At 45.6% G+C, this 21,542-nt stretch carries 23 protein-coding genes; 13 read left to right on the top strand and 10 right to left on the bottom strand.

Features of this window, described 5'->3' with window-relative positions; genetic code table 11:
• Position 1 precedes the first annotated feature (1 nt).
• From artQ to R8O11_RS07545, 3 genes are all read left to right on the top strand, one after another.
• Complete coding sequence (artQ, locus tag R8O11_RS07555; RefSeq protein WP_318194055.1) at positions 2-691, top strand: arginine ABC transporter permease ArtQ; 690 nt, start codon at positions 2-4, stop codon at positions 689-691.
• Positions 688-1,356 (top strand): arginine ABC transporter permease ArtM, encoded by a 669-nt coding sequence (artM, locus tag R8O11_RS07550; protein WP_318194054.1) that lies wholly within the window; start codon positions 688-690, stop codon positions 1,354-1,356. The genes artQ and artM overlap by 4 nt, the downstream gene beginning before the upstream one ends.
• A 137-nt stretch (positions 1,357-1,493) precedes the next feature.
• Positions 1,494-2,066 carry a protocatechuate 3,4-dioxygenase gene (locus R8O11_RS07545; protein ID WP_054576775.1) on the top strand — a complete coding sequence of 191 codons (573 nt, stop codon included), beginning with the start codon at positions 1,494-1,496 and terminating at the stop codon, positions 2,064-2,066.
• Positions 2,067-2,075: 9 nt separating this feature from the next.
• Here R8O11_RS07545 and R8O11_RS07540 read toward each other — a convergent pair whose 3' ends face one another.
• Entirely contained in the window at positions 2,076-2,906 is an 831-nt protein-coding gene (locus R8O11_RS07540; RefSeq protein ID WP_054576774.1) for a LysR family transcriptional regulator, read from the bottom strand.
• Positions 2,907-3,024: 118 nt separating this feature from the next.
• Here R8O11_RS07540 and R8O11_RS07535 point away from each other — a divergent pair, with 118 nt between their 5' ends.
• On the top strand, positions 3,025-3,672 hold the full coding sequence (locus R8O11_RS07535; protein ID WP_158155262.1) for a glutathione S-transferase family protein: 648 nt from the start codon (positions 3,025-3,027) through the stop codon (positions 3,670-3,672).
• An 84-nt stretch (positions 3,673-3,756) separates the two neighbouring features.
• Here the strand turns inward: R8O11_RS07535 and R8O11_RS07530 are convergent, their stop codons facing one another.
• The gene (locus R8O11_RS07530) at positions 3,757-4,428 is read right to left on the bottom strand and encodes a type 1 glutamine amidotransferase domain-containing protein (protein ID WP_318194053.1); all 672 of its coding nucleotides are present in this window, start codon (positions 4,426-4,428) and stop codon (positions 3,757-3,759) included.
• Between the two features lie 117 nt (positions 4,429-4,545).
• Here R8O11_RS07530 and R8O11_RS07525 point away from each other — a divergent pair, with 117 nt between their 5' ends.
• Positions 4,546-5,430, top strand: a complete 885-nt coding sequence (locus R8O11_RS07525; protein WP_005388553.1) for a LysR family transcriptional regulator — start codon at positions 4,546-4,548, stop codon at positions 5,428-5,430.
• Positions 5,431-5,489: 59 nt separating this feature from the next.
• Here R8O11_RS07525 and R8O11_RS07520 read toward each other — a convergent pair whose 3' ends face one another.
• Positions 5,490-7,151: an electron transfer flavoprotein-ubiquinone oxidoreductase gene (locus tag R8O11_RS07520; RefSeq protein ID WP_318194052.1), complete on the bottom strand. Its 1,662-nt coding sequence runs from the start codon at positions 7,149-7,151 to the stop codon at positions 5,490-5,492.
• 137 nt (positions 7,152-7,288) lie between these two features.
• Between R8O11_RS07520 and R8O11_RS07515 the strand changes: the two genes are divergently transcribed.
• Positions 7,289-8,254 (top strand): electron transfer flavoprotein subunit alpha/FixB family protein, encoded by a 966-nt coding sequence (locus R8O11_RS07515; RefSeq protein WP_017821214.1) that lies wholly within the window; start codon positions 7,289-7,291, stop codon positions 8,252-8,254.
• A gap of 67 nt (positions 8,255-8,321) precedes the next feature.
• On the opposite strand, the gene R8O11_RS07510 is transcribed toward R8O11_RS07515, so the two are convergent.
• The 3 genes from R8O11_RS07510 to pdhA are packed head-to-tail and all read right to left on the bottom strand — an operon-like array spanning position 8,322 to position 11,537.
• Positions 8,322-9,470, bottom strand: coding sequence for a dihydrolipoamide acetyltransferase family protein (locus tag R8O11_RS07510; RefSeq protein ID WP_053307766.1), 1,149 nt, complete (start codon positions 9,468-9,470; stop codon positions 8,322-8,324).
• A complete protein-coding gene (locus tag R8O11_RS07505) occupies positions 9,467-10,450 on the bottom strand; it encodes an alpha-ketoacid dehydrogenase subunit beta (RefSeq protein WP_017634235.1) in 984 nt (327 codons plus the stop codon). Before R8O11_RS07505 ends, R8O11_RS07510 begins: the two co-directional genes overlap by 4 nt.
• Positions 10,443-11,537, bottom strand: a complete 1,095-nt coding sequence (pdhA, locus tag R8O11_RS07500; RefSeq protein ID WP_213905226.1) for a pyruvate dehydrogenase (acetyl-transferring) E1 component subunit alpha — start codon at positions 11,535-11,537, stop codon at positions 10,443-10,445. Before pdhA ends, R8O11_RS07505 begins: the two co-directional genes overlap by 8 nt.
• Positions 11,538-11,602: 65 nt before the next feature.
• Between pdhA and R8O11_RS07495 the strand changes: the two genes are divergently transcribed.
• The 4 genes from R8O11_RS07495 to yegD all read left to right on the top strand — a co-directional run bounded on the left by R8O11_RS07495 (position 11,603) and on the right by yegD (position 14,938).
• Positions 11,603-11,797 (top strand): hypothetical protein, encoded by a 195-nt coding sequence (locus R8O11_RS07495; protein WP_127891143.1) that lies wholly within the window; start codon positions 11,603-11,605, stop codon positions 11,795-11,797.
• Positions 11,798-12,193: 396 nt separating this feature from the next.
• Entirely contained in the window at positions 12,194-12,514 is a 321-nt protein-coding gene (locus R8O11_RS07490; RefSeq protein ID WP_005375836.1) for a DOPA 4,5-dioxygenase family protein, read from the top strand.
• A gap of 325 nt (positions 12,515-12,839) precedes the next feature.
• Entirely contained in the window at positions 12,840-13,463 is a 624-nt protein-coding gene (locus tag R8O11_RS07485; RefSeq protein ID WP_130545582.1) for a hypothetical protein, read from the top strand.
• A 122-nt stretch (positions 13,464-13,585) separates the two neighbouring features.
• The gene (yegD, locus tag R8O11_RS07480; RefSeq protein WP_161441559.1) at positions 13,586-14,938 is read left to right on the top strand and encodes a molecular chaperone; all 1,353 of its coding nucleotides are present in this window, start codon (positions 13,586-13,588) and stop codon (positions 14,936-14,938) included.
• Positions 14,939-15,279: 341 nt separating this feature from the next.
• Here the strand turns inward: yegD and R8O11_RS07475 are convergent, their stop codons facing one another.
• Both R8O11_RS07475 and R8O11_RS07470 read right to left on the bottom strand, forming a co-directional pair.
• Positions 15,280-15,753 (bottom strand): copper chaperone PCu(A)C, encoded by a 474-nt coding sequence (locus tag R8O11_RS07475; protein ID WP_318194051.1) that lies wholly within the window; start codon positions 15,751-15,753, stop codon positions 15,280-15,282.
• Positions 15,754-15,846: 93 nt separating this feature from the next.
• On the bottom strand, positions 15,847-16,308 hold the full coding sequence (locus tag R8O11_RS07470; RefSeq protein WP_054578984.1) for a hypothetical protein: 462 nt from the start codon (positions 16,306-16,308) through the stop codon (positions 15,847-15,849).
• A gap of 439 nt (positions 16,309-16,747) precedes the next feature.
• Here R8O11_RS07470 and R8O11_RS07465 point away from each other — a divergent pair, with 439 nt between their 5' ends.
• The gene (locus tag R8O11_RS07465) at positions 16,748-17,797 is read left to right on the top strand and encodes a Preprotein translocase subunit SecY (RefSeq protein ID WP_213961490.1); all 1,050 of its coding nucleotides are present in this window, start codon (positions 16,748-16,750) and stop codon (positions 17,795-17,797) included.
• Between the two features lie 97 nt (positions 17,798-17,894).
• Here R8O11_RS07465 and R8O11_RS07460 read toward each other — a convergent pair whose 3' ends face one another.
• Both R8O11_RS07460 and R8O11_RS07455 read right to left on the bottom strand, forming a co-directional pair.
• Positions 17,895-18,191 carry a hypothetical protein gene (locus R8O11_RS07460; protein ID WP_258635093.1) on the bottom strand — a complete coding sequence of 99 codons (297 nt, stop codon included), beginning with the start codon at positions 18,189-18,191 and terminating at the stop codon, positions 17,895-17,897.
• A gap of 149 nt (positions 18,192-18,340) precedes the next feature.
• Positions 18,341-19,540 (bottom strand): DUF5666 domain-containing protein, encoded by a 1,200-nt coding sequence (locus tag R8O11_RS07455; protein WP_318194050.1) that lies wholly within the window; start codon positions 19,538-19,540, stop codon positions 18,341-18,343.
• An 89-nt stretch (positions 19,541-19,629) separates the two neighbouring features.
• Between R8O11_RS07455 and R8O11_RS07450 the strand changes: the two genes are divergently transcribed.
• Together R8O11_RS07450 and R8O11_RS07445 are read left to right on the top strand one after the other, a co-directional pair.
• Positions 19,630-20,298: a response regulator transcription factor gene (locus R8O11_RS07450; protein ID WP_318194049.1), complete on the top strand. Its 669-nt coding sequence runs from the start codon at positions 19,630-19,632 to the stop codon at positions 20,296-20,298.
• Complete coding sequence (locus tag R8O11_RS07445; protein ID WP_318194048.1) at positions 20,270-21,511, top strand: HAMP domain-containing sensor histidine kinase; 1,242 nt, start codon at positions 20,270-20,272, stop codon at positions 21,509-21,511. The genes R8O11_RS07450 and R8O11_RS07445 overlap by 29 nt, the downstream gene beginning before the upstream one ends.
• Positions 21,512-21,542 lie beyond the last annotated feature (31 nt).

The following is a 21,542-nucleotide window of genomic DNA, read 5'->3' as shown; positions in this document are numbered from 1 at the left end:
TATGGCACTAACGGGTTACTCTTTATCGCTTGTTCAAGCTAGTTGGATGACTGTCCAGCTAGCCTTCACAAGCCTTTTAGTCGGTTTGATTCTGGCAGTGGTATTCGCCAGTGGTGAAATGTCTCGCCGCGTTTTCGTTAAATGGCCAATGACGGCGTTTGTGACGATTGTACGTGGCTTGCCAGAAATCCTTGTCGTGTTGTTCATCTATTTTGGTTCGACGCAGGTTCTGTTTTTAATCACCGGCGACTTTATTGAAGTTAGCCCGTTCTTGTCTGGCGTGGTGGCGTTGTCATTGATCTTCGCTTCCTACGCTTCTCAAACTCTACGTGGCGCATTAAAAGCCGTTAGAAGAGGGCAGAGAGAAGCAGCAAGTGCACTCGGCATCAGTCAAGCACACGCTTTCGTTCGCATTGTTTTACCACAAGCAGTAAGACACGCACTACCAGGTTTAACGAACCAATGGTTGGTTCTGCTGAAAGACACCGCGCTTGTATCACTGATTGGCGTAACGGATTTGTTGAAACAAGCGCAGCTAACATCTGCAGCGACGCATGAAGCGTTTACATGGTACGCAACTGCTGCGGCGATTTACTTAGGCATTACTTTGATTACACAACGTGCCGTCAAACTGATTGATAAGAAGTTCTCAATTCAAGGCATGAGCATGGGACAGGAGGCGACCGCATGAACGAACAACACGTTTGGCAAATGCTGGATGGCTTAGGCACTAGCCTCCAATTGACCGCCGCTTCCTTGGTTGTGGGCTGTCTTTTAGCTCTGATGATGACGCTGACTCTGATCCTACGTACTCCGGGTTTGCATTGGGTAAGTCGTGGCATCATCACCTTGTTCACAGGTACGCCTTTGCTGGTACAGATCTTCTTGGTGTACTACGGTCCGGGTCAGTTTGATGCCGTAAGAGAAAGTGTATTCTGGACATGGTTAAGCCAACCTTGGTTCTGTGCGATGTTAGCGCTAGCACTCAATACCGCTGCATACAGCACTCAGTTGTTCAAAGGAGCGTTTAACGCGATTCCTTCCGGTCAATGGCAAGCGGCTCGTGCTCTGGGTATGAACAAAACCGCAACACTAAAAGTGCTGCTGCCATACGCTATTCGTCGTGCTGTTCCGGCTTACTCGAACGAAGTGATTTTGGTCTTCAAAGGTACGTCACTAGCAAGCACGATTACGATCATGGATCTGATGGGCTACGCGCAACGCATTAACGCACAAACCTACGACACGTTGACGGTATTTGGTATTGCAGGCGCATTTTATTTAACGGTAAATGGTGTGCTGACTCTCATTTTCCGTCAGGTAGAGAAGAAAGCACTGGCGTTCGAAGCCGCATAATCCTTCGATCAACACTCATCATTTAGTTCCACAGTGCCTCTGCAAATGACTCTCTTGCAGGGGCATTTTTATATTCGTCATGGCAAATCTCTCAAGTTCCACCAAACTTAATTCAACGTAATTGCATTGGTGGCATCATGGAAAGAAGACACTTTTTAGCGCTGTGGACATTGTTGTTCGCACCCTCTTTAAAAGCGACGACACCAATGCGGCCGACGCCAGCACAAACAGAAGGGCCATTTTATCCAGTAGTGGATATTCCTCTTCGTCAAAACTTGATTCTGCAATCAGAAGGCTTGGTCGGTGAACCTATCGTGTTGCAAGGCAGAGTAGTAGATACATCGGGAAACCCTGTCTCAGGCATCAAAGTAGAAATCTGGCAATGCGATGGGCAGGGGATTTACGATCATCCTAAGCAACCAAATAACGATAAGTTTGATGCGCACTTTGCGGGCTTTGGTGCGGTAGAAACTCAATCGGATGGTCACTACTTGTTTCAGACCTTGTACCCTGTGCCTTATGCCTCTCGTCCGCCGCACATTCACGTTAAGTTGTGGCGGGGTAACAAAGAGCTTCTGACCACTCAATTATACTTAAGAGGCAATACTGGTGATGAATGGTGGGGTGGCAAAGCCCGTGATTATCTGCAGTTTGAAACTATACGAATCGACGGGCGGTTAACGGGCCAATTTAACTTTGTGATTGGCTAGCTAATCCGGTTAAGCCATTAACTCAACCAATTGCGCCAAGCATTCTTTATCCAGTATCGGATGAGGCTCGACGCCCGTGACCAGTACAATATCCACGGAAGGCAGCGATGGCATATCGTCTAAGATCTTAAGATCCTCGCTAACGCTAATACTGCCCATCGCACCGATAGCCATGCCTGAACGTACAATCGCTCGTTGTGCAGAAGCCGTATTGCAACATGCCAGTAGTTGATAAGGAGTGCCACGTTTGGTTAATCCGTCTACTGCTGCCGCATGGTATTTACAGTCGGTTTGGAATAGGGCGAGAGGGAGAGGTTGGGCGTTCTCAATGTCAAAATCAGGATGAGCAATCCACACGCCTTTGTCGCTTGCTAGCCAGTAACCTTCCTCACTGTCCGGTGCTCTTGTCACAATAGCGGCGTCTAGCTTTCCTTCATCAAGTTTTTCTCTCAAGGTGATGCTCGGCTCACTAAAGACCTGAATCGAACATGTGGGCTCAGATTGCTGTAATACGCGGATGACTTTAGGCAAGATATTGTCGTTGTAATCCTCGGGGCAACCTAATCGAAGAGGACGCTTATCTTCATAACGTTTCACTTGTTTCAGTGCTTGATTGTGCAAGCTAACCAATTGCTCTGCGTGAGAGCGTAGTGCTAATCCCGCTTCACTTAAGACAAGATTGCGACCTTCTTTTTCAAACAAACTGACGCTGAGTTCGTCTTCTAGCTTACGCATTTGCGCACTGAACGCGGATTGGGTGCGATTGATCTGCTTGGCTGCACGAGTGAAACTTCCCGTTTCGACAAAAGCCAGAAAGCTGCGTAACGCATCGATATCCATATCTAAAACTCATCCATCGTTTTTGTTGAAGTGTTCCATCAAAACTATCCGTTAGTCCCCTTAAATACAATCAGATATTGTGAATGGGTACTCAAAACACGAACCGCATGGAGGCGTCATGAAACTGTTTATTGCTAATCAAAACTACTCAAGCTGGTCACTTCGCGCATGGCTGATCTTTTCTCAATTCAAACTAGATGTCGAAGTCACCAAGCTCAAATTATTCACAGAAGATTTTTATAAGACCTTGGAAGGTATTACACCAACCGCGAAAGTACCTACCTTGGTGGATGGTGACGCAACCGTGTGGGATTCATTAGCGATTTTGGAATACGTTAACGAGCAATATTTACAAGGTAAAGCTTGGCCAAGCAACTCCACAGAACGAGCTAAAGCACGCGCCATTGCATCAGAAATGCATTCGGGTTTCTTTGATTTAAGAAACGAACTCCCAATGAACATCCGCGCACACAGAAAAGTCGACTTAACGAAGGGTGCGCTTAAAGATATTGCTCGTATTGACGCCATTTGGGCAGAGCAAGCAGAACTGCATCCAAACGGTTGGCTATTTGGAGAATGGTCGATAGCGGATGCTATGTATGCACCTGTGGCATTGCGTTTCCAAACTTACGGCATCGAGTTATCGGAAGGTGCCAAAGCTTACCAACAAAAGGTGCTAGCAAGTGAATCTTTACAGCAATGGTTGGAAGAGGCGAACCAAGAAACGGATATCGTAGAAGAAGATGAAGCAGGGGTAGAAGTATAAGCGCATCTTGCGATCGCCTGTAGCAAGGGAAAGCATGACAAAGCACGCTTTCCTCTTCTAGGATGGTTGTAGTTTCCGGCGCGTTTAAGCTAGGTGTTCAACAATCGCTCTGCCTACGCCGTGTGCGCTCGTTGGGTTTTGACCTGTGATGACACGATCATCCACAATTACAAACTCTTGCCATGGTTGCACTTTAGAGTAGCGCGCTGCGCTGCGTGCAAGAGATTCTTCCAATAGGAATGGGATATCGTTGATGGTGCCGGAGTCGATCTCTTCTTCGCGAGTGAAACCTGTTACTGATTTAGACGCAAGCAGCTTTTCGCCATTGCTAAGCGTGATAGGGAGAAGAGCGCCTGGACCATGACAAACTGCTGCCACAATACCGCCATCTTCATAGTGTTTTGCAGAAATCTTGGCAAAATCTTCGTTGCTCGCTAGGTCTGAAAGAAGACCAAAGCCACCCGGATAGAAGATCGCATCGTAGTTGTCACCGTTGATTTGTGATACTGGAATCGTGTTGTTGATGCGGTTCTGGAAATCATCATCCGCTAAGATTTTCTCGTTGACTGCGTCGCCTTCGATGTCGGTTCCGTACAGTGGTGCTTGCCCGCCTTTGATAGAGGCAATGTCGTAATCGAAGCCTGCACCTAGTAGCTCGCTAAGCGCATGAGTGAGCTCTGGCGCGTAAGTTCCGTTTGCTTGGTCAGTTTCACCAAGGGTCGCATGGTTCGTCACAATGATGAGTACTTTTTTCATGATGGTTTCCTTTTTGGCTTACGTATATTTGTTGAACACCTTCATACTAATTGCTAAACAAATAAGTGATAATATGATTAATTGGCAAAACATTATTGCTATATAGCAAAGGTAAGTATGGACAGTTTTGAAGGCATCAATGAGTTTGTTACGGTTGCTGAGAGCTTAGGGTTTTCTGCAGCGGCAAAACAGTTAGGTTGCAGTACCAGTCACGTCAGTCGCCAAGTCACAAGACTAGAAGAGCGATTAGGTGTCGCTTTGTTAGCACGTTCGACAAGAATGGTGAGTCTAACGGAAGCGGGGCAAGCGTATTATCAACAGTGTAAAGAGTTGGTGATTGGGCTTCAGCAAGCCAATGAGCAACTCACCACGCAGCAAACTCAATTGAGTGGTACGTTACGTGTGAGTGCCGCTGGTGCGTTTTCTGAGAACCATGTAGCGCCTGCCTTGATGGCGTTTGCCAAGCAACATCCTAATCTCACGGTTGAAATTAACTTCAACACCAGCATGGTCAACTTTATTGAAGATGGTTTCGATTTTGCCATTCGTTACGGCAGGTTGAGTGATTCAGGCTTGGTTGCGAGAAAGCTGGTGGATCGTCCCATGGCAGCGGCAGCCAGTCAGCGTTATCTCGATGAACATGGTTTACCAACGCACCCAGAGCAACTCAAGCGTCATAGCTGCATTATTGCCAATAAGGACGTTTGGTTGTTTGAAAAAGACGGCAAGCCTTTAGATGGCGTAAAAGTGCAGGGCAGATGGAAGAGCAATAACGCACACACGGTCTTGCAAGCCTGTGCAGAAGGATTAGGTGTGGCGTACTTACCGAAGAGTAGTTTCAACGATGCTATTTCGTCTGGTCGTTTGGTGCCAATCCTAGAGCCCTATTGGGGAAGTGGCAACAGCAGCTGGATTGTTTATCAGAATCGTCACTTTCTGCCACTACGAGCGCGATTGGCTATCGATTTTCTACTTGATCATTTTGCCGATTGGCAGGAGTAATGAGGCTCTGCCAATCGGTTTGTTTATCCATTTGTTAGATCGTCAACATACTAACGTATCTACATGTTTTGATAGCTCGGTCCACCACCGCCTTCTGGTGCTTTCCATGTGATGTTTTGTGAAGGATCTTTGATGTCACAGGTTTTGCAATGCACGCAGTTGGCGGCATTTATCTGAAACTTCAACTTACTCTCAACTTCCACCACTTCGTAAACCCCTGCTGGGCAATAGCGCTGGCTCGGCTCGTCATACATACCTAAATTCACATCAATTGGAATGTGAGGGTAAGTCAGAACAAGGTGACAAGGTTGATTCTCTTCGTGCTGTGTTCCCGACAAAAATACCGACGAAGGCTTATCAAAACTGATTTCACCATCTGGTTTTGGGTATGCAATTGGGTGGCACTCTTGTTTAGGTTTTAACTGCTCATGATCGTGCGAATAGTCCTTGATAGACCAAGGTAACGGCTTCTTAACCAGTGGTTGCCACAGGTTGTGTTCAAAAGTCGAAAGAGCACCGCCCAGTATGCTGCCAAACTTATGAATGTTCGCACCAAAGTTACGCGTTTCAGCGAGTTCGTCATACAACCATGATGATTCAAACAACGACTGGTAGTCTGGCTCAGAAGCTCCAGTTTGTCGGGCCGTATGTACCGCTTCTGCTGCAATGATTCCGGATTTCATTGCTGTGTGGCTGCCTTTAATTTTAGCAACGTTCAAAGTCCCCGCATCACAACCAATCAATAAACCGCCAGGGAATTGCTGTCTCGGCAGAGAGGAAAGTCCACCTTTCGCAATGGCTCTTGCGCCGTAAGCGATGCGCTGAGCACCTTTCAAATGTGGTTCAATAGCAGGATGGTGTTTAAAGCGTTGAAATTCGTCAAACGGGCTCAAGTAAGGATTGCTGTAATTCAAGTCGACAATAAGCCCCACGGCGATTTGGTTGTTCTCCATGTGATAGAGAAAACCGCCGCCTGTGGTATTTGTTTCACTCAAGGGCCAGCCAGCGGAGTGGATAACACTGCCAGATACATCCTTACTGTCAGTGGGCAACTCCCATACCTCTTTTAGGCCAAGCGCGTAGTGCTGTGGTTGCTTTCCTGCGTCTAGGTCGAACCTTTGAATAAGTTCTTTACCCAGATGTCCGCGACAACCTTCAGCAAAAAGGGTGTATTTTGCCCTTAGCTCGATACCTGGTTCAAAGTTAGGTTTGGCCTGGCCGTTCTTATCTAGTCCCATATCGCTCGTGTTAATGCCTGTCACGGCGCCAGTCTGATCATAATTGATGCTTGCAGCGGCAAAGCCCGGAAAAACTTCCACCCCAAGATTTTCTGCTTGGTTAGCGAGCCAACGGCAAAGGTTGGCAAGGCTAATTACGTAATTATTCTCGCCATTTATCATTGGACGCGGTGTAAGGAAGTGGGGAACGCGAATATGGTTTTGTTCAGTAGTAAGATAAAGGAAATCATCTCGTTGAACTGAGGCTGCTAGCGGGGCGTCCATTTCTTTCCAGTTGGGGAAAAGCTCATCTAAGGCACTAGTTTCAAAAACAGCGCCAGATAAAATATGTGCGCCCACTTCTGAGCCTTTTTCTACAACGCAAATTGAAAGTGCGTCACCTTCACTGTCTTGGTTGAGTTGAGCTAGCCGACAAGCGGCGCTTAAGCCTGCGGGTCCGGCCCCCACGATCACGACATCAAACTCCATGCATTCTCGTTCCATCTTTATGCTTCCTTTCTATTATCGTCATCTGCGTGACAGGTTTTGGTTTCTATACAGAAAACTATAGCTCAGTTGACGTTAACGTGAAGTGGACTAAGCTCAAGTAATGGATCTGACGTGTTATATGAGGCATGACCATGGAAGACCGACCATTAGCAACACTTGTGCTCGCAGAGCATGACAACCAATCGTTGGCTGTAGGGACGCTGTGTGCAATTAAAGCGGCATTTGAGATTAAGGATGATGATAAATCGCTTCCTGTTTCTGTGTTGCTTATTGGTTATCAGTGCCAATCAGTTTTGGATGAGTTGAATTGTGTTCAAGGTGTTGCAGAAATTATCTGGGTTGATGCGAAGGGATATGAACATGGATTAGCGGAAAATATCGCACCTTTGATCTCACAAGTAGCCAAAAACTACTCACACATTCTTTCTCCTGCCAGTACATTTGGTAAGAATGTGATGCCTCGTGTGGCGGCGTTGCTTAATGTTGGTCAACTTTCTGACGTGATGACAATCGAGTCTATCGATACGGTGATTCGTCCAATTTATGCTGGAAATGCATTGGCGAGAGTCACGTCGAATGATCCCTATAAAGTGATGACCATAAGAAGTACGGCTTTTGATGCCGCAGAGCTATCTGACACGCCAGTTGTCCCTAAGCTTACTCAAGTCGACACGGTGATTATCAATAAACTTAGTGAGTTTGTTTCGCAACAAACGCCAGAAAGTGAGCGACCAGAATTGCCAGCGGCTAGAGTAGTAGTGTCGGGTGGTCGTGCATTCGGGAGTAAAGAGAAGTTTGTTTTAGTAGAACAATTGGCTGACAAGCTAGGTGGAGCGGTAGGGGCGTCACGAGCGGCGGTCGATGCGGGCTATGTGTCTAATGACCATCAAGTTGGGCAAACCGGCAAAATTGTTGCACCGGAGTTATACATTGCCGTCGGAATTTCTGGCGCGATCCAGCATTTGGCGGGAATGAAAGATTCCAAGGTGATTGTTGCAATTAATAGCGACCCTGATGCGCCTATTTTTGACATTGCAGATTATGGATTGGTCGACGATTTGTTTGTGGTAATGCCTGAGCTGTTAGAGAAGCTGTAGATATAGTCTTGCTTCCTAAAACAAAAGGCTTCCGGACTGGAAGCCTTTATCATTTGATTTTTATAAGTTACTTTTCGCTCGGACGTTGCAGGTGCTCTGCAAGTACTTTTGTAAACCTTGCAGCTTCACCACCAGTACAAGCGCGATGATCAAACGTTACGGATAGCGGCATTGCTTTCACCGAAATTGCTTGACCATTTCTTATCACAACTCGGTCGAGTATTCGGCCCGCGCCGACAATAGCGACTTGTGGCGGTGTGACGACAGGTGTCGCGTAAATACCGGCAATCGCGCCGAAGTTGGAAAGCGTAATCGTCGCGTGTTGCAATTGCTCACGACCGATTTTTCTCTCTCTGATCCCTTCAACGGTTTGATCGAGCCAACGACGAACATCTTGTGGCTCGTATTCATCTGCGTGGCGCAAGACTGGCACGTACAATCCATGACGGCTATCTACTGCAATTCCTACATTGACCGTTGTGTGTACACAGCGTGTCATGGTTTCGGCATCAAACCAAGCGTTTAAAGCGGGCTCTTCTTGACACGCATGAACAATCGCTTGAACAAGGCGGATACTGATATCTTCGTTTGGCAGCCAATCTTCCAACAATGCTTCTTCCGTAATGGTTACGGCAGCAACATGTTCGTGCGATTCGGTCATAGACGATACCATGGTACGTCGAGCGCCTTTCAAAACTTCGGTGCCTGGACGCTGTTTTCCGGCTTCGTCGTAAATATCGGCATCTACGATAAGTCCGTTCGGGCCACTACCTGACACAAGGTTAAGATCTACCCCAAGTTTTTGTGCCAACAAGCGAGCCGAAGGCAGGGCGGTAACGAGGTTACTTTCTGTCGTGTTGTGGTTGCCACCAATCCAGAAATCATCAACGTTAACATGATGCGCTTGGTGAGAAACGCTACCGACGACGGTTGCGGCGTCAGCAGTGGCTTTTTTCTCTTCCGTTACTTCTATCCCGGCACCTGTTTCATCAATCTCTAGCAGTAATGCACCAATATTGACGATTTCACCTTCCTCACCATGACGGCTGACCACACGGCCCGAATAGGGGGCAGGGACGTCTACCGTCGCTTTTGCTGTCTCTACGGTTAAGATCACTTGATCTAATTTAACCATGTCTCCGACATTAACGTGCCATTTGACAATTTCTGACTCAGCGAGACCTTCACCGAGATCGGGTAAATTAAACGTCTTCATTTCCAATCCTCCACGAGTTCGCGCGCCGCGGTCACAATGTCTTCTTCCTGAACCATGAAATAATCTTCGTTACGGTAATAAGGCATAATGGTGTCCATTCCAGTTACTCGTTTAGGTGGGGCTTTAAGTAAGCACATGGCATGTTCAGCGGTTCGAGCTAATAGCTCAGAGCCCACACCACAAGTTTTACTCGCTTCATGAACAACGAGTAAACGTCCAGTTTTTTCTAGTGAGCTGAAAATCGTCGCGGTATCAATTGGCTTAATACTCGCCAAATCAATCACCTCGACTTCAATCCCCTGACTAGACAAGGTTTGCGCGGCCTGAAGTGACTCTACGACACATGCGCCCCAAGTAACGAGCGTGATATCTCGCCCCTTACGCAAGGTGAAGCAGGTGTCGAGTGGGAGTGCTTCGCCGTTATCAACGACTTCAGATTTAACGGTGCGATATATGCGCTTCGGTTCGAAGAACATGACGGGATCATTGCTTCTAATTGCAGCGAGAAGTAAGCCGTATGCGCGTTGTGGAGAAGAAGGAATCACCACTTTAAATCCAGCAGTGTGAGCAAATAGCGCTTCCACGCTTTCTGAGTGGTGTTCCGGAGCGTGGATACCGCCGCCAAATGGCGCACGAAAAACCGCGGGACAAGTGAGCCGACCGCGAGTTCTGTTACGCATTCGAGCCGCGTGGCACATTAAGTGCTCCATCGCAGGAAAAACGAAACCTTGAAACTGAAATTCGGCGACAGGTCGTAATCCTTGCGTTGCCATACCGACCGCAACCCCGCCGATTAAGGCTTCAGCGAGTGGCGTATCGATGACTCGTTTAAGACCAAATTCTTGCTTGAGTCCAACAGTGGCACGAAATACACCACCATTATCGCCCACGTCTTCACCTAGTACGACAACATTGGGGTCTTGTTGCATTTCGTGGTGCAGGGCAAGGTTTACTGCTTCAACCAACGTTAGCTCAGCCATGTCTGCCTCCCTGCATTCTCATTGCCTTGTTGATGAGTTCATCTCTTTGTGCATGAAGCTCTTGAGGTAGCGATTCATACAAATAATCGAAACCGGTTTCTGGTGCTTGTGGCGGTAAGCTCAGATAGCGTTCAACAGCTAACTCTACTTGCTCTTTACAGTAATCTAGCCATTGCTGTTCTTGTTCGTCGCTCCAAGCGCCTTGATTAAGGAGGTACGTTTTAAGACGTGTGATAGGTTCGTATTGCCATGCAGTTTGAACATCATCTTCTTTACGATAACGAGTCGCATCATCGGCCGTAGTGTGGTCACTCAGTCGGTAACTCACCGCTTCGATGAGTGTTGCACCTTTCCCTTTTCTTGCTCTCTCAAGGGCGGTTTTAGTTGCATCATAAACGGCGACGACATCGTTACCATCGACAGTAATACCCGGTATACCTGCACCTTGCGCTTTTTCTGATAAGAAATCGGCGGCACATTGGAGACTACGCGGCACTGAAATTGCCCACTGGTTATTGTTTACGACGAAAACAAGTGGAATATTCCAAGTACCTGCGCAGTTTATTGACTCAAGAAAGTCCCCTTTGGATGTACCACCATCGCCGCACATGACTAGCGCAGCTTCATGGTTACCTTGAATTTTTAGCGCGGAAGCCACCCCGACAGCATGCGTACATTGCGTCGCTATGGGTACACAGTAGGGAAGGTCTCGGCTAGGAACCGGACTGCCTTCAGGAGCAAAATCACTCCCGCGCTCATCGCCACCCCAGTATTGAAGGTTCTTTTCCATGCCAATGCCACGACACCACATCGCAGGCATATCGCGGTAGTAAGGAACAAACACATCATCGGCTTTAAGTGCTCTGCCGACCGCAATGCCTATGGCTTCCGCGCCTAAGTGTGAGGGATAGGTCCCTAGCTTACCGGTGCGTTGCAAGGCAACTGCTTTGTTGTCGTAAGTGCGAGTTAATACCATATCTCGGTAAAACCCGACCAATGTTTCAGTGTCAGCCCAGTTGGGTAGTTGGCCGACTAGGTCCCCACGATGGTCGATAAACCGATGCATGGGTAATGCCTGAACGTTCATCTCAAGCTCCTTTTGACGCTGCGGGTCTTTTGGACTGCAGCTGTTCATACAAAACCAGAGTTTGTATGGGTACTCAAACTCTGATATCAGCGCAAAGGCCATACCTAAGGTTGCGTGTGCTTTCGATAGCGGTAGGCATCTGTTCGTCCCTTAAACTATTTGTCGATAACATCGCTGCGACTATTTCACCGCAAGATACAGAGAAAGGCTTTTCTGTATCTAACCCTCTAACTAAATCGTGGTATAGCCAGATACAATAAGTGTAAACAAATTGTTAAATTATGCTTCATTTTGACTTTCGCTCAGTAGTAAAGTTTTGCTTACACCCTGATTTTGCAGAGTAATATGCTGCTATTTTGTTGGTGGTATTTTTAAACTCGAATTTAATTACTGGTTAATGAAACATATTTGCAGCAAAATTTGGCTGTAAAATTTGACAAAGTGAGTCATTATTAATGAATCAACTCAAACAGTTGCTATATGATGAATTGCAAATTTTTGTTGTGCTCGACGCCTCGACCTTATGAGAATGCATAACTTCTTCCCAACTGAGTGGAATCAAGGTAGGGTGACGGCATTACAAATGTATACCCTCGGCAGTCCTTGAGCTTATCCAAAGTAGGTAGTGCTCAAGTGGAAGTGATTATGGAGAAGTTATGTACCACGCTCATGTTTATTTTCCCCTAAGAGAACAAGATAAAGCGCAAGCCTTGAACGAGATCATCCGTCAAGAGCGTCAAGATGTGCTGCGTGTGTTTCCATTAGTTGGAAGGTTAGTTGGCCCACACAAGATGCCGATGTTTGAAATTCACCTAGAATCATTGAGTGAAGAGTTCTTGGCGTGGCTTGATACGATTCGAGGCGATTTTTCTGTGCTTATTCACCCAGTAAGCGAAGAAGAGTTGCTCGATCACACAGAACGCGCGATTTGGTTGGGCAGAGAGATTGGTGTATTTGAAGAAAAGTTAGAGAAATAGTTGCTCCTCCCGCCCATGCATGACCGCTTTGAATCCTTCTCTTCTCATTGCGGTCGCAGCTTCTGCTTAACGCCTCATCTTCATTGATGGGTGCGGAATCCCTATCTTACGCTTTGTTGTAGCTATTTTTATGCTAAACCTAAAAGTAGGCTTTCGAACTTCACGCACAAAGCGTGAAAATATCGCTGTTTAGCATGCCATTAATTAATTTTGGTGGTAATAAAACAATAAGTCTTTGATAAATCAAATAGGTATAGCAGGGAAGTGCAGTTTACGACCCCAACGCCATTGGCAGTGGCGCCGATAATTTCTGAGGGGGAAGGGTATGTTTTCAATACTCTTGGTTATACTTGCACTCTATATATTTTGGCTGTTGTTTCGCAACGGGCCTGAGTTTGCCGGGCGTACCGCCCAAAAAAAACGTGACTGGGTAGGGCCTACCGCCAACAAAGAAGAATGGCGAGGATTTTGTAGGGATGTATTTCAGCCGTTCAGTTCTCAAACGACTTTCTACGCTATTGCTTATTTTGCCAATTACGTAGCAGCAGCGAACGCAATATCTTGGTCAACGATATACGAAGGCGATTATCCGGTCATCATAAGCCGATTTGGTAGCTACTTCATTTTAAGCACGCATGATGCACTGGTCGTAGCTGGGTTTATTGCGCTTGCTTTCTTTATCATTAATTGGCAACTTGCCATGCGCTGCTCCGGTATTCTTAGCCAGTATCTAGTGCGGATTCTTATTATTAATCAAAAGCGCTTTGTCGCGATTAGCTTGGTGTTTTGCAGCTACTTTTCGTACCTACTGACGCTTGGTATATTCTGGCTGTTCCATGATGGGTATTCAATCTGGCATGGATTAATGCTTAGCCCTGTGTTCCTGCTGTTAGCTTTATTGGTAGCGGTTGTTGTGCCATCTGCAAAAAGAGAAAATAGTGTACCTTAGATAGGTTTTCCACGTTAAATTACATTCGATTTTAGGATAGTAATTCTTATGCCATTAAGTTAGCATTGCCAGTTTTTTTAACGGTCAAAAGGCCACTAATCAGTGGGACAGTGGGAGAAACAATGTTTATCGGCTTTGACTATGGTACTGCAAACTGTTCAGTGGCTAAAATGGAACCGGGTGAGCCAGTACTGCTTAATCTAGAAGGAAACAGCCCTTTTATTCCTTCCACCCTTGCTGCACCGAGTCGTGAATCGGTATCCGAGCATTTATTTCGCCATCGAGATATTAAACCATTAGATCAAGTTGGTGAGCAGGTTTTACGCCGGGCAATCAATTTAAACCGAGAAGAAAGTATTGACTTAGAATCCGACGACATTGCGTTTGGTCAGGATGCACTTAACCTCTATTTGGAAGATCCTCGCGATATCTATTATGTGAAATCGCCGAAGTCTTTTCTTGGTGCATCTGGCTTGCGTGATGTGCAATTGGCTTTTTTCGAAGACCTTGTCTGCGCGATGATGGACAATATTAAGTCGGAAGCCGAAAGCGATGCGCAGCAAAGTATTACCGATGCTGTGATCGGCAGACCAATTAACTTTCATGGGCGTGGCGGTGAAACGGCTAACATTCAGGCTGAACGCATTTTGTTGCGGGCAGCGAAACGTGCGGGCTTCCAAAATGTGGAGTTTCAGTTTGAGCCTGTCGCGGCGGGCCTAGAGTATGAAGCGACACTCAGCGAAGATAAAATCATTCTAGTAGTCGATATTGGCGGTGGTACAACGGACTGTTCGTTGATCCAAATGGGACCGTCTTGGCGCGGCAAAGCAGATAGGACCGCAAGCTTGTTAGCTCACAGTGGCCAGCGTGTCGGCGGGAATGATCTTGATATCGCGTTAGCATTTAAGCAGCTCATGTTCCCTTTTGGCATGGGAAGTAAAATGGAGTCAGGTATTGTGATGCCGACTACCCAATTCTGGAACCCGATAGCAATCAATAATGTAGAAGCGCAGAGTGACTTCTATTCGCGAGAGAACCTATCAGCGTTAAAGTTGCTTCAAAAGCAGGCTCAAGAGCCAGAAAAACTTGCTCGTTTGCTAGAGGTGTATCATGAGTCTTTAGGCTACAACATTGTTCGCCGTGCCGAAGAGGCAAAAGTGGCACTTTCAGAACAAGCTTCTTACCGAACTGGCATCAACTTACTATCAGAAACGATTGAAGTTGATGTACAACGTGACGAAATGATCGAAGCGATCCAGTCGCCAAAGAATAAAATGACGGCGTTGGTGACAGAAGCGGTAGAGCAAGCTGGAGTTAACCCCGATGCTATCTTTATGACTGGAGGTTCGGCACGCTCGCCAATCTTGCGCGATGCGGTTCAAACCGTACTGCCAAGTATTCCGGTTGTCAGTGGAAACTATTTTGGCTCAGTAACTGCGGGCTTAGCTCGTTGGGCTGAGGTTTGTTTCAAGTAGAAAGAAAACTAATTGCGCTATGGGCATTGTTACCAAATTTATGACTTCGCTTAGGCTTATCAAATGATGGTTGGAAGATTTCGCTGAGAGATTGAGTTTCATGCGAGTAGGAAACCTGTTTGGGATTCTTAAATCTTTTAACGTCATTCTGAACAGCGAGGAACGAGCGTGATTTAGAATCTCTTGCCCGAGCACGCTGTTATGATATATGACCCCGTTTCGCCAAGTGTTATTTATCACCATTATTCTTAAGAGTCGGGTTATGATCTATCGGAATACTGATTTTTACTAAGCTGAAATAAAAATGCCCGCTAAATCAGCGGGCACTTTTGTTTGCGTCATTAATGATGCATGTGTTTTTCCATGTGGCCTTGTTTCTCAACCGCCATTTCTACTTCCACTTTACCCGCGTTTTTGAATGTTAACGTCATAGGGAAGCGGTCGCCTTCTTTGAGCGCTTGTGTTGGATTGAAAATCATTAAATGGAAGCTGCCTGGCTTAAACAACACTGAGTCATTGGCTGGAACGCGCACTTCGTCAATCTTAATCATTTTCATCACACCATCTTCTTTCTTATGCGTGTGAATTTCGACATGCTCTGCGATTGGGCTTTCTGCTGCGATCAATGCATCTTCACTCTCACCGTGGTTGGTTAATTGAAAAAAACCACCGATAACAGGTGCGTTTGGTGGCGCTTCGCGGCTCCATGGATGGTCGATATGAATTTTTCCTGCTTCATAATCGTGCGCTAAACTCAGTGGGCTAGCGATGACAGCAATAAGCGCGATAGCGGCGGTTTTAAATGATTTAAGCATGTGTTTTTCCTTTTGAATGAATAGCTTCTCTGAATGGACAACAAACAGAGTCATCGTTATTTTTGAATAAAGTTGTCAATGATTAGATGCCTGTTAGGCAGGAAAAACACTCGGCGGAGAGTGCTTAGGCGCGATGTGTTTGTAAACGAGCTTATCGCATTTTGAAAAATGATAAGTCGTCATTGCATACTTTACTCGGCGCAGCCAATGGATGGTTGTCAGGTAAAGCCCAATCGCAACCAGAAGAAAGAATTGAACAGCTTGAAGAAGCGGACATTCAAACTGAAAGCCGTCGTGTAAGTTAAGATCTTGGATGAGCTTAGAAGAAGATTGAGCGTTAGCCTCAATCAACGTATTGATATCCACCCATTTGAAACCATCTGCGGTACACAGTAAAACCTTTTCACTTTGGACTTTGTTGAGCCAAGTTGTGCTGTGAACTTGTGTAGGGTTAAGAGCGGCTGTGGACGCTAAATACAACTGAAACAACACCGCGATAATAACCGCAATAGCGTGCAAGCGATGGTGTTTGTGCTGTATTAGAGTGTTTTCCATACAATTGAGTGCTTATCTTCTTCGGCGCGGGATACTAACAAATTAACCAAACAATGTAATTATCAGTTTACTAAAAGGTGATGCAAGTGTGCATTATTTGTTTTATTGCCTATTTTTAACGCTTTAATGTTTTGATTCGGCTGACATTCACAACCTCCAATTCAACTTGTCAGTCTTGCCTAGTCGCTTTTGAAGATACCGAATTAATCTCTCTTATATGCCACTGAAGCTTCGGTTAGTGGGTGTCGTGGTGGTGTTTTTACGTGCTAGATTTGGCTGATATCGATTCAAAATGCACACCGAATCTTCACTTGTTTTCCATTAACGGAATTATGACAGTAATTTAATAAAGGATACGGTATTCTGCGCTCCTTTGTACATGCCAGAAACGTCCGTCCTGCTTAGTCGGAGGGGCGATTAATCTTAAGAAATTTCTCAAATGAAATACGAACAACAGATTGGATATCGATACCCTAAAGGTCGATTTGCCATGGTGAGTGTATATGCATTCACCGGTGCTGCGATTTTAGCATCGACTATTTTTTCTCTATTGCTGTTTTTGTCTATCGACGAAAACCCGATGATGCAAACCTTATTTGGTGGTTTAGCGATCGTTTTTGAAGCAGGTAAATTTTACGCTTGGTATGAATACGGTGAGCGCCGAGCCCATCGCAACTACACAGGAGCAGCAACCGCTCTCGTGTTTTATTTAGTCTTAGCTGCGATTTCCATTGGCGGTAGTATTGGTGGGATTAATAGTGCAACCAATAGTGCACAAAGTCATATTTCGGTAGAGCAGGCGAAAGTGGAAGCGTTTAATCGTCAGATTGCGGCAATCGATAAGCAGATTGAGCTCAACAATATGGCAGCGCAGAAATACATCGAGATGGAACGTATCGCGACTGGTGTAACTCGCATCCAGGAGCAAAACAAAACCTTACGTGAAGAGCAGCAACGCTTGGCTATGGAGCGTGATAGTTTACCGCCGGTGACGCAAGGCTCAGTGATTGGTTTGATTGATAGCCTAGCCAATGCATTTGGTACCACCTCTCAACAAGCTCAGCTTGGCTTGGTTGTATTTCTTTCGATTCTTTTGGACTTCTTTGCTGCATTTTTTGTTGGCTTGATTGGTGAAGAGCAACGGTTCCGATATTTCTATCGCAGAAATGAGGGCATGATATTGAAAACAGTTCGCGATATAGACCCAGCGCCTGCGGGTTATCTTCCTCATATAAAAGAGGAAGAAGAGCAAGAAATACCAGCTGCGCCGGAGCCAGAAGAACCAAAGGAACCGAAAACCTTGTTAGAGCAAGTTAGCGATGCACTTAAAACGCATCAAATTACGTGCACCAAAAAAGCCGTTGCTAAACAGTTTAGGCTGTCTGCGGAAGAGGTAGACAAGGTATTTGAAGAATTGGCAGAGCTCGGTTTAGTGGGGAAAAAAGCCAACCACCATTATCATTGGATAGGTGAAGCAGAAACCGCATAATTGGTTATCTATTAGAGTTCGGAAAGAGCGTCAATCGGCGCTCTTTTTTTTGGGGAGGGGGGAGTTTCGCTATTAAAGTTAACTACAAGAAAGCGTATCAATCTTTATTGAGCTTTTTGGTTACGTCTTTCACCGTTTTCTTCTCTTTTTCCGGTGTCATTGCATCAACAGCTTTACCCGCCATCCCTTCATCTGGAAATTTGTCTTTTCCTGCATCAACTGCGGTATCTTTCAGTGCCTCTTTAGGCGTACAGCGACCACCAACACCAACCACGGCTTTTGTCGCAGCGGCTTTAGCTGCCTTTTCTGCATCGCAGTCAGGATCCATAACGCTAGCTAAGCTCGTGGCTGAACCAAAAAACAAGATTAACAAAATGAGGTTGCGTTTTTTCATAGTTGTCACCAATGTTGTGAAACATAGGTAAAGTGTAACGGAGAGAAAAGGCTTTGGCTGAGAATTTGTTGGTTTGAGCTTGGGAAGCAAAGTAAGGTGAAAAGAAAAAGTGCCATCGAAGTGACACTTTTTCTTAAGCGTAGAAGGGATTAGTTGTCGTAAACGTCTAACTCCACTTCACGGGCAATATTTTGGTCGTTAATGATCACACCTTCGACTTCGACACGAGCACCATTTAGGTTAAGTTCTTCGATGCCTTGGAAGCGGGTTTGTGCATCAATCACAACGGTCGTGTTGTTTAGCAATTGATCTGCGTCGTTTTCGCAACGCTCGATTTCAAATGTTCTTGCTTCAGCATCGTAGTTTGATACGTATCCTTCACATTCAAATTCTTTACCTTGCCATTGGTTGTTATCGTCAAAGTCTGGTTGCTCAAACTCAATAACGGTAGCGATGCGTTTGCCATTTTTCATGACAGACGTTACTTCCACTTCTTGGCCTTGTTTTAGGTTCGCTTTGCTGCCGTCTTCAAATCGTGTTGCGTTATCGATGAAGAATGCTCCTCGGTAGTTTAGAGAGAACTCACTATAATCCTTGGCAACCCAAGTCACGATACCTTCCACATCGCTGTCATTTTTTAGATCGTCGTAGTCTTCAACTTGTACCTCATGTGCCATGAAGATACCGTTTTGCATTTCACCTTCTACTTCCACCCATTGGCCGATGCTAAGTTGGCTAATGTTGTCGTAAGATACGGTTATATTTGTACCAAGCTCAAACGTGCCAGCATTTTCATCGATACTGGTAATACGGCCTTCCAGTTCGTAGTCGTTATCAAGTACTGGGTAATCGTTATCTACGTCGAGTTCGACCACAGACAACACTCGATAACCCGCATCAGCAGTTGGCAATGATGACACCATCACCCAGTCGTTGACTTCTATATCATCACTTAAATCGTCAAACTGCAGCTCTATGCCGTTTACCGTGAATGTTTTCTTCACATGATCAATCGCTGTGACACGTCCTGTAATGGTTGGTTCAAGTGTGACTCGGACGCCATTGTCCGAAGCTTGCCGAATATCTGACCCCACGCGAACCACCATTTTGGGTTTTACATCGGCCAATTGCACTTGTGTGTCGTCATAAACCACCTCAGACACACGATACGTATGTCCATTGACGGTTAACGTGCTTTCTTCAGCGTTGACCGCTTCAACAGAGCCCATCGCTACACTTGGTTTCACTGTTGGTTGAGTTGGTGTGCTATCGCTATTGCTGCCACCACCTGAACCACCACAACCAGACAATGCCAAACCTACTACAGAAATAAGAGCGAGTTTTTTCATTGTATTAACCTCAATTTACGAGCGAGTTTAGGAAATTGCCTGTATCTTATTGGGCATATCGTGAAGAGATCGTGAAGAAATGTGATTTTATGAAAATTTTAATTGTAGATGACAACAATAACGTCTCGGAGACGATTGCAGACTATCTTGAGCTCGAAGGCATGATTATCGATTGTGCGTTTCATGGAGAGGCTGCGATTAAGTTAATCGAGGAAAATCATTACGATGTAATTATCATGGATATCATGATGCCGAAGCTCGATGGCATCAGTACGGTACAGAAGCTTCGACAAGATAAGTTATGTGGAACGCCAATTCTCTTCCTAACGGCAAAAGATACGCTAGATGACAAAATCGCGGCTTTTAAAGCGGGGGGAGATGACTATTTAATGAAGCCATTTGCGATGGAAGAGCTCAGTTTGCGTGTTCATGCTTTGGCTAATCGTGGTCCAAGACAAGATATCGGAACGCTCAAATTTGCAGATATTTGTTTAGATGCGCGTACAGGAAAAGTAACGAGAAAAGACAAAGAAATTAAGCTGAGTCGAATTCAAACTAAAATTTTAAAATTGCTCCTCCAACGTGCTCCAGCAGCGGTCTCGCGCACAGAAGTGATCGATAGTGTGTGGGGAGACGAACCACCTGGAAGTGATGCACTTCGTAGCCATATTTATGGTTTAAGAACCGCACTAGACAAAGGTTTTGAAGAATCACGATTAGAGACTATTCATGGACAAGGTTACCGACTTAAAGCATAACGAATATCCAAGCATTTATCGCAAGATCCGTTGGGGTTTTGGGGTCATGACGTTTGTGATGTTTACTCTTTTTTGGTCGCTGATTTATGTGGCAGAAAACAAACTGGAAGTGCTGAGTTTACATCACTGGCTCGATACTGAAGCTGCGCTTTATAGTGAGAATTTCGAGAAACAGGGCTGGGATGCGCCATTGCCAAACGTATTGGAGTTCAACTCATATTGGAGTGAAGCTCCGACACCGGATTGGTTGCTCTCTTTTACTTCACCTGGTTTTTACGAATACCTGCTTGGTGAAGAAGACAAACACTTTGTTGTATTGAACCATCCCTCAGGGAAGGGGCTTATGTACATTGTATTTCAAGATGACTCCGATGATTACCTCGACGAATACGAAAGCTCGCTGCATCAGTTTACGCTACTGCTCGGTGGCTTATTTTCATTTGTTATGGTCGGGTATGGCATTTATATGGTGCGAATATTGTCTCGACCACTAGCGCAAATCGAAGAAAAAATTAGCCAAATGTCACCGGATCAACCCGCTTTCCAAGTTGAAACTAAGTTCAGCGAAACACGCCAGATAGAGCAAACTTTGCTGGATAATAAAAACGATATCGCGAGCTATTTCAAACGAGAACAAGAATTTAGTCGTTTTGCATCACATGAGTTGAGAACGCCAATTATGGTGATAAAAGGCTCAACAGACATTCTGACGCGTATTCCTGATCAACCTCGAGTTGCGCAAAAAGCCATCACGAGGATGCAGTCAGCTTGTGACGAGATGCGTGTACTGACAGAAGCGTTTCTCTTACTTGGTAAAGAGAAAATAGAGCCTCAACATTACGGAGAGCATCAGCTTCTTACTTGTTTACAAAAACAACTGGAAGAGCTGGCTCCTTTATTTGCCAAGCAAGATTCGAACTACGCTTTGCACGAACAACATAGTGGTGTCGTGAATGCACCGGAGAGTTTTGTGACCATTGTAATCAACAATCTGATTAAAAACGCCTTTAGCTATAGTGTGGGAGATATTGAAATTGAGTTGAAAGGTCATGCGCTTAAGATCCTAAACCGTCACGATGGCAACGAGACGTACAACGCTGGTTATGGTTGTGGGCTTGTTATCGTACAACGAATATGTGAACGGATGGGGTGGGCGTTAGTACTGGACGATGATGGTGTTCGATTTAGTGCAAAAGTGGAGTTCTGCTCTTAGCTTTGCGCGTATTGATTCAAGTGAGAATTAA

This window comes from Vibrio sp. 1288 (assembly GCF_033344475.1).
The sequence above is the reverse complement of the archived record's forward strand: the minus strand, read 5'-3'. Positions and strand labels throughout refer to the sequence as shown.

Coding starts and splice junctions, on each gene's coding strand:
- artQ (WP_318194055.1), top strand. CDS start 2: ATGGCACTAACGGGTTACTCTTTATCGCTTGTTCAAGCTAGTTGGATG.
- artM (WP_318194054.1), top strand. CDS start 688: ATGAACGAACAACACGTTTGGCAAATGCTGGATGGCTTAGGCACTAGC.
- R8O11_RS07545 (WP_054576775.1), top strand. CDS start 1,494: ATGGAAAGAAGACACTTTTTAGCGCTGTGGACATTGTTGTTCGCACCC.
- R8O11_RS07540 (WP_054576774.1), bottom strand. CDS start 2,906: ATGGATATCGATGCGTTACGCAGCTTTCTGGCTTTTGTCGAAACGGGA.
- R8O11_RS07535 (WP_158155262.1), top strand. CDS start 3,025: ATGAAACTGTTTATTGCTAATCAAAACTACTCAAGCTGGTCACTTCGC.
- R8O11_RS07530 (WP_318194053.1), bottom strand. CDS start 4,428: ATGAAAAAAGTACTCATCATTGTGACGAACCATGCGACCCTTGGTGAA.
- R8O11_RS07525 (WP_005388553.1), top strand. CDS start 4,546: ATGGACAGTTTTGAAGGCATCAATGAGTTTGTTACGGTTGCTGAGAGC.
- R8O11_RS07520 (WP_318194052.1), bottom strand. CDS start 7,151: ATGGAACGAGAATGCATGGAGTTTGATGTCGTGATCGTGGGGGCCGGA.
- R8O11_RS07515 (WP_017821214.1), top strand. CDS start 7,289: ATGGAAGACCGACCATTAGCAACACTTGTGCTCGCAGAGCATGACAAC.
- R8O11_RS07510 (WP_053307766.1), bottom strand. CDS start 9,470: ATGAAGACGTTTAATTTACCCGATCTCGGTGAAGGTCTCGCTGAGTCA.
- R8O11_RS07505 (WP_017634235.1), bottom strand. CDS start 10,450: ATGGCTGAGCTAACGTTGGTTGAAGCAGTAAACCTTGCCCTGCACCAC.
- pdhA (WP_213905226.1), bottom strand. CDS start 11,537: ATGAACGTTCAGGCATTACCCATGCATCGGTTTATCGACCATCGTGGG.
- R8O11_RS07495 (WP_127891143.1), top strand. CDS start 11,603: ATGGGTACTCAAACTCTGATATCAGCGCAAAGGCCATACCTAAGGTTG.
- R8O11_RS07490 (WP_005375836.1), top strand. CDS start 12,194: ATGTACCACGCTCATGTTTATTTTCCCCTAAGAGAACAAGATAAAGCG.
- R8O11_RS07485 (WP_130545582.1), top strand. CDS start 12,840: ATGTTTTCAATACTCTTGGTTATACTTGCACTCTATATATTTTGGCTG.
- yegD (WP_161441559.1), top strand. CDS start 13,586: ATGTTTATCGGCTTTGACTATGGTACTGCAAACTGTTCAGTGGCTAAA.
- R8O11_RS07475 (WP_318194051.1), bottom strand. CDS start 15,753: ATGCTTAAATCATTTAAAACCGCCGCTATCGCGCTTATTGCTGTCATC.
- R8O11_RS07470 (WP_054578984.1), bottom strand. CDS start 16,308: ATGGAAAACACTCTAATACAGCACAAACACCATCGCTTGCACGCTATT.
- R8O11_RS07465 (WP_213961490.1), top strand. CDS start 16,748: ATGAAATACGAACAACAGATTGGATATCGATACCCTAAAGGTCGATTT.
- R8O11_RS07460 (WP_258635093.1), bottom strand. CDS start 18,191: ATGAAAAAACGCAACCTCATTTTGTTAATCTTGTTTTTTGGTTCAGCC.
- R8O11_RS07455 (WP_318194050.1), bottom strand. CDS start 19,540: ATGAAAAAACTCGCTCTTATTTCTGTAGTAGGTTTGGCATTGTCTGGT.
- R8O11_RS07450 (WP_318194049.1), top strand. CDS start 19,630: ATGAAAATTTTAATTGTAGATGACAACAATAACGTCTCGGAGACGATT.
- R8O11_RS07445 (WP_318194048.1), top strand. CDS start 20,270: ATGGACAAGGTTACCGACTTAAAGCATAACGAATATCCAAGCATTTAT.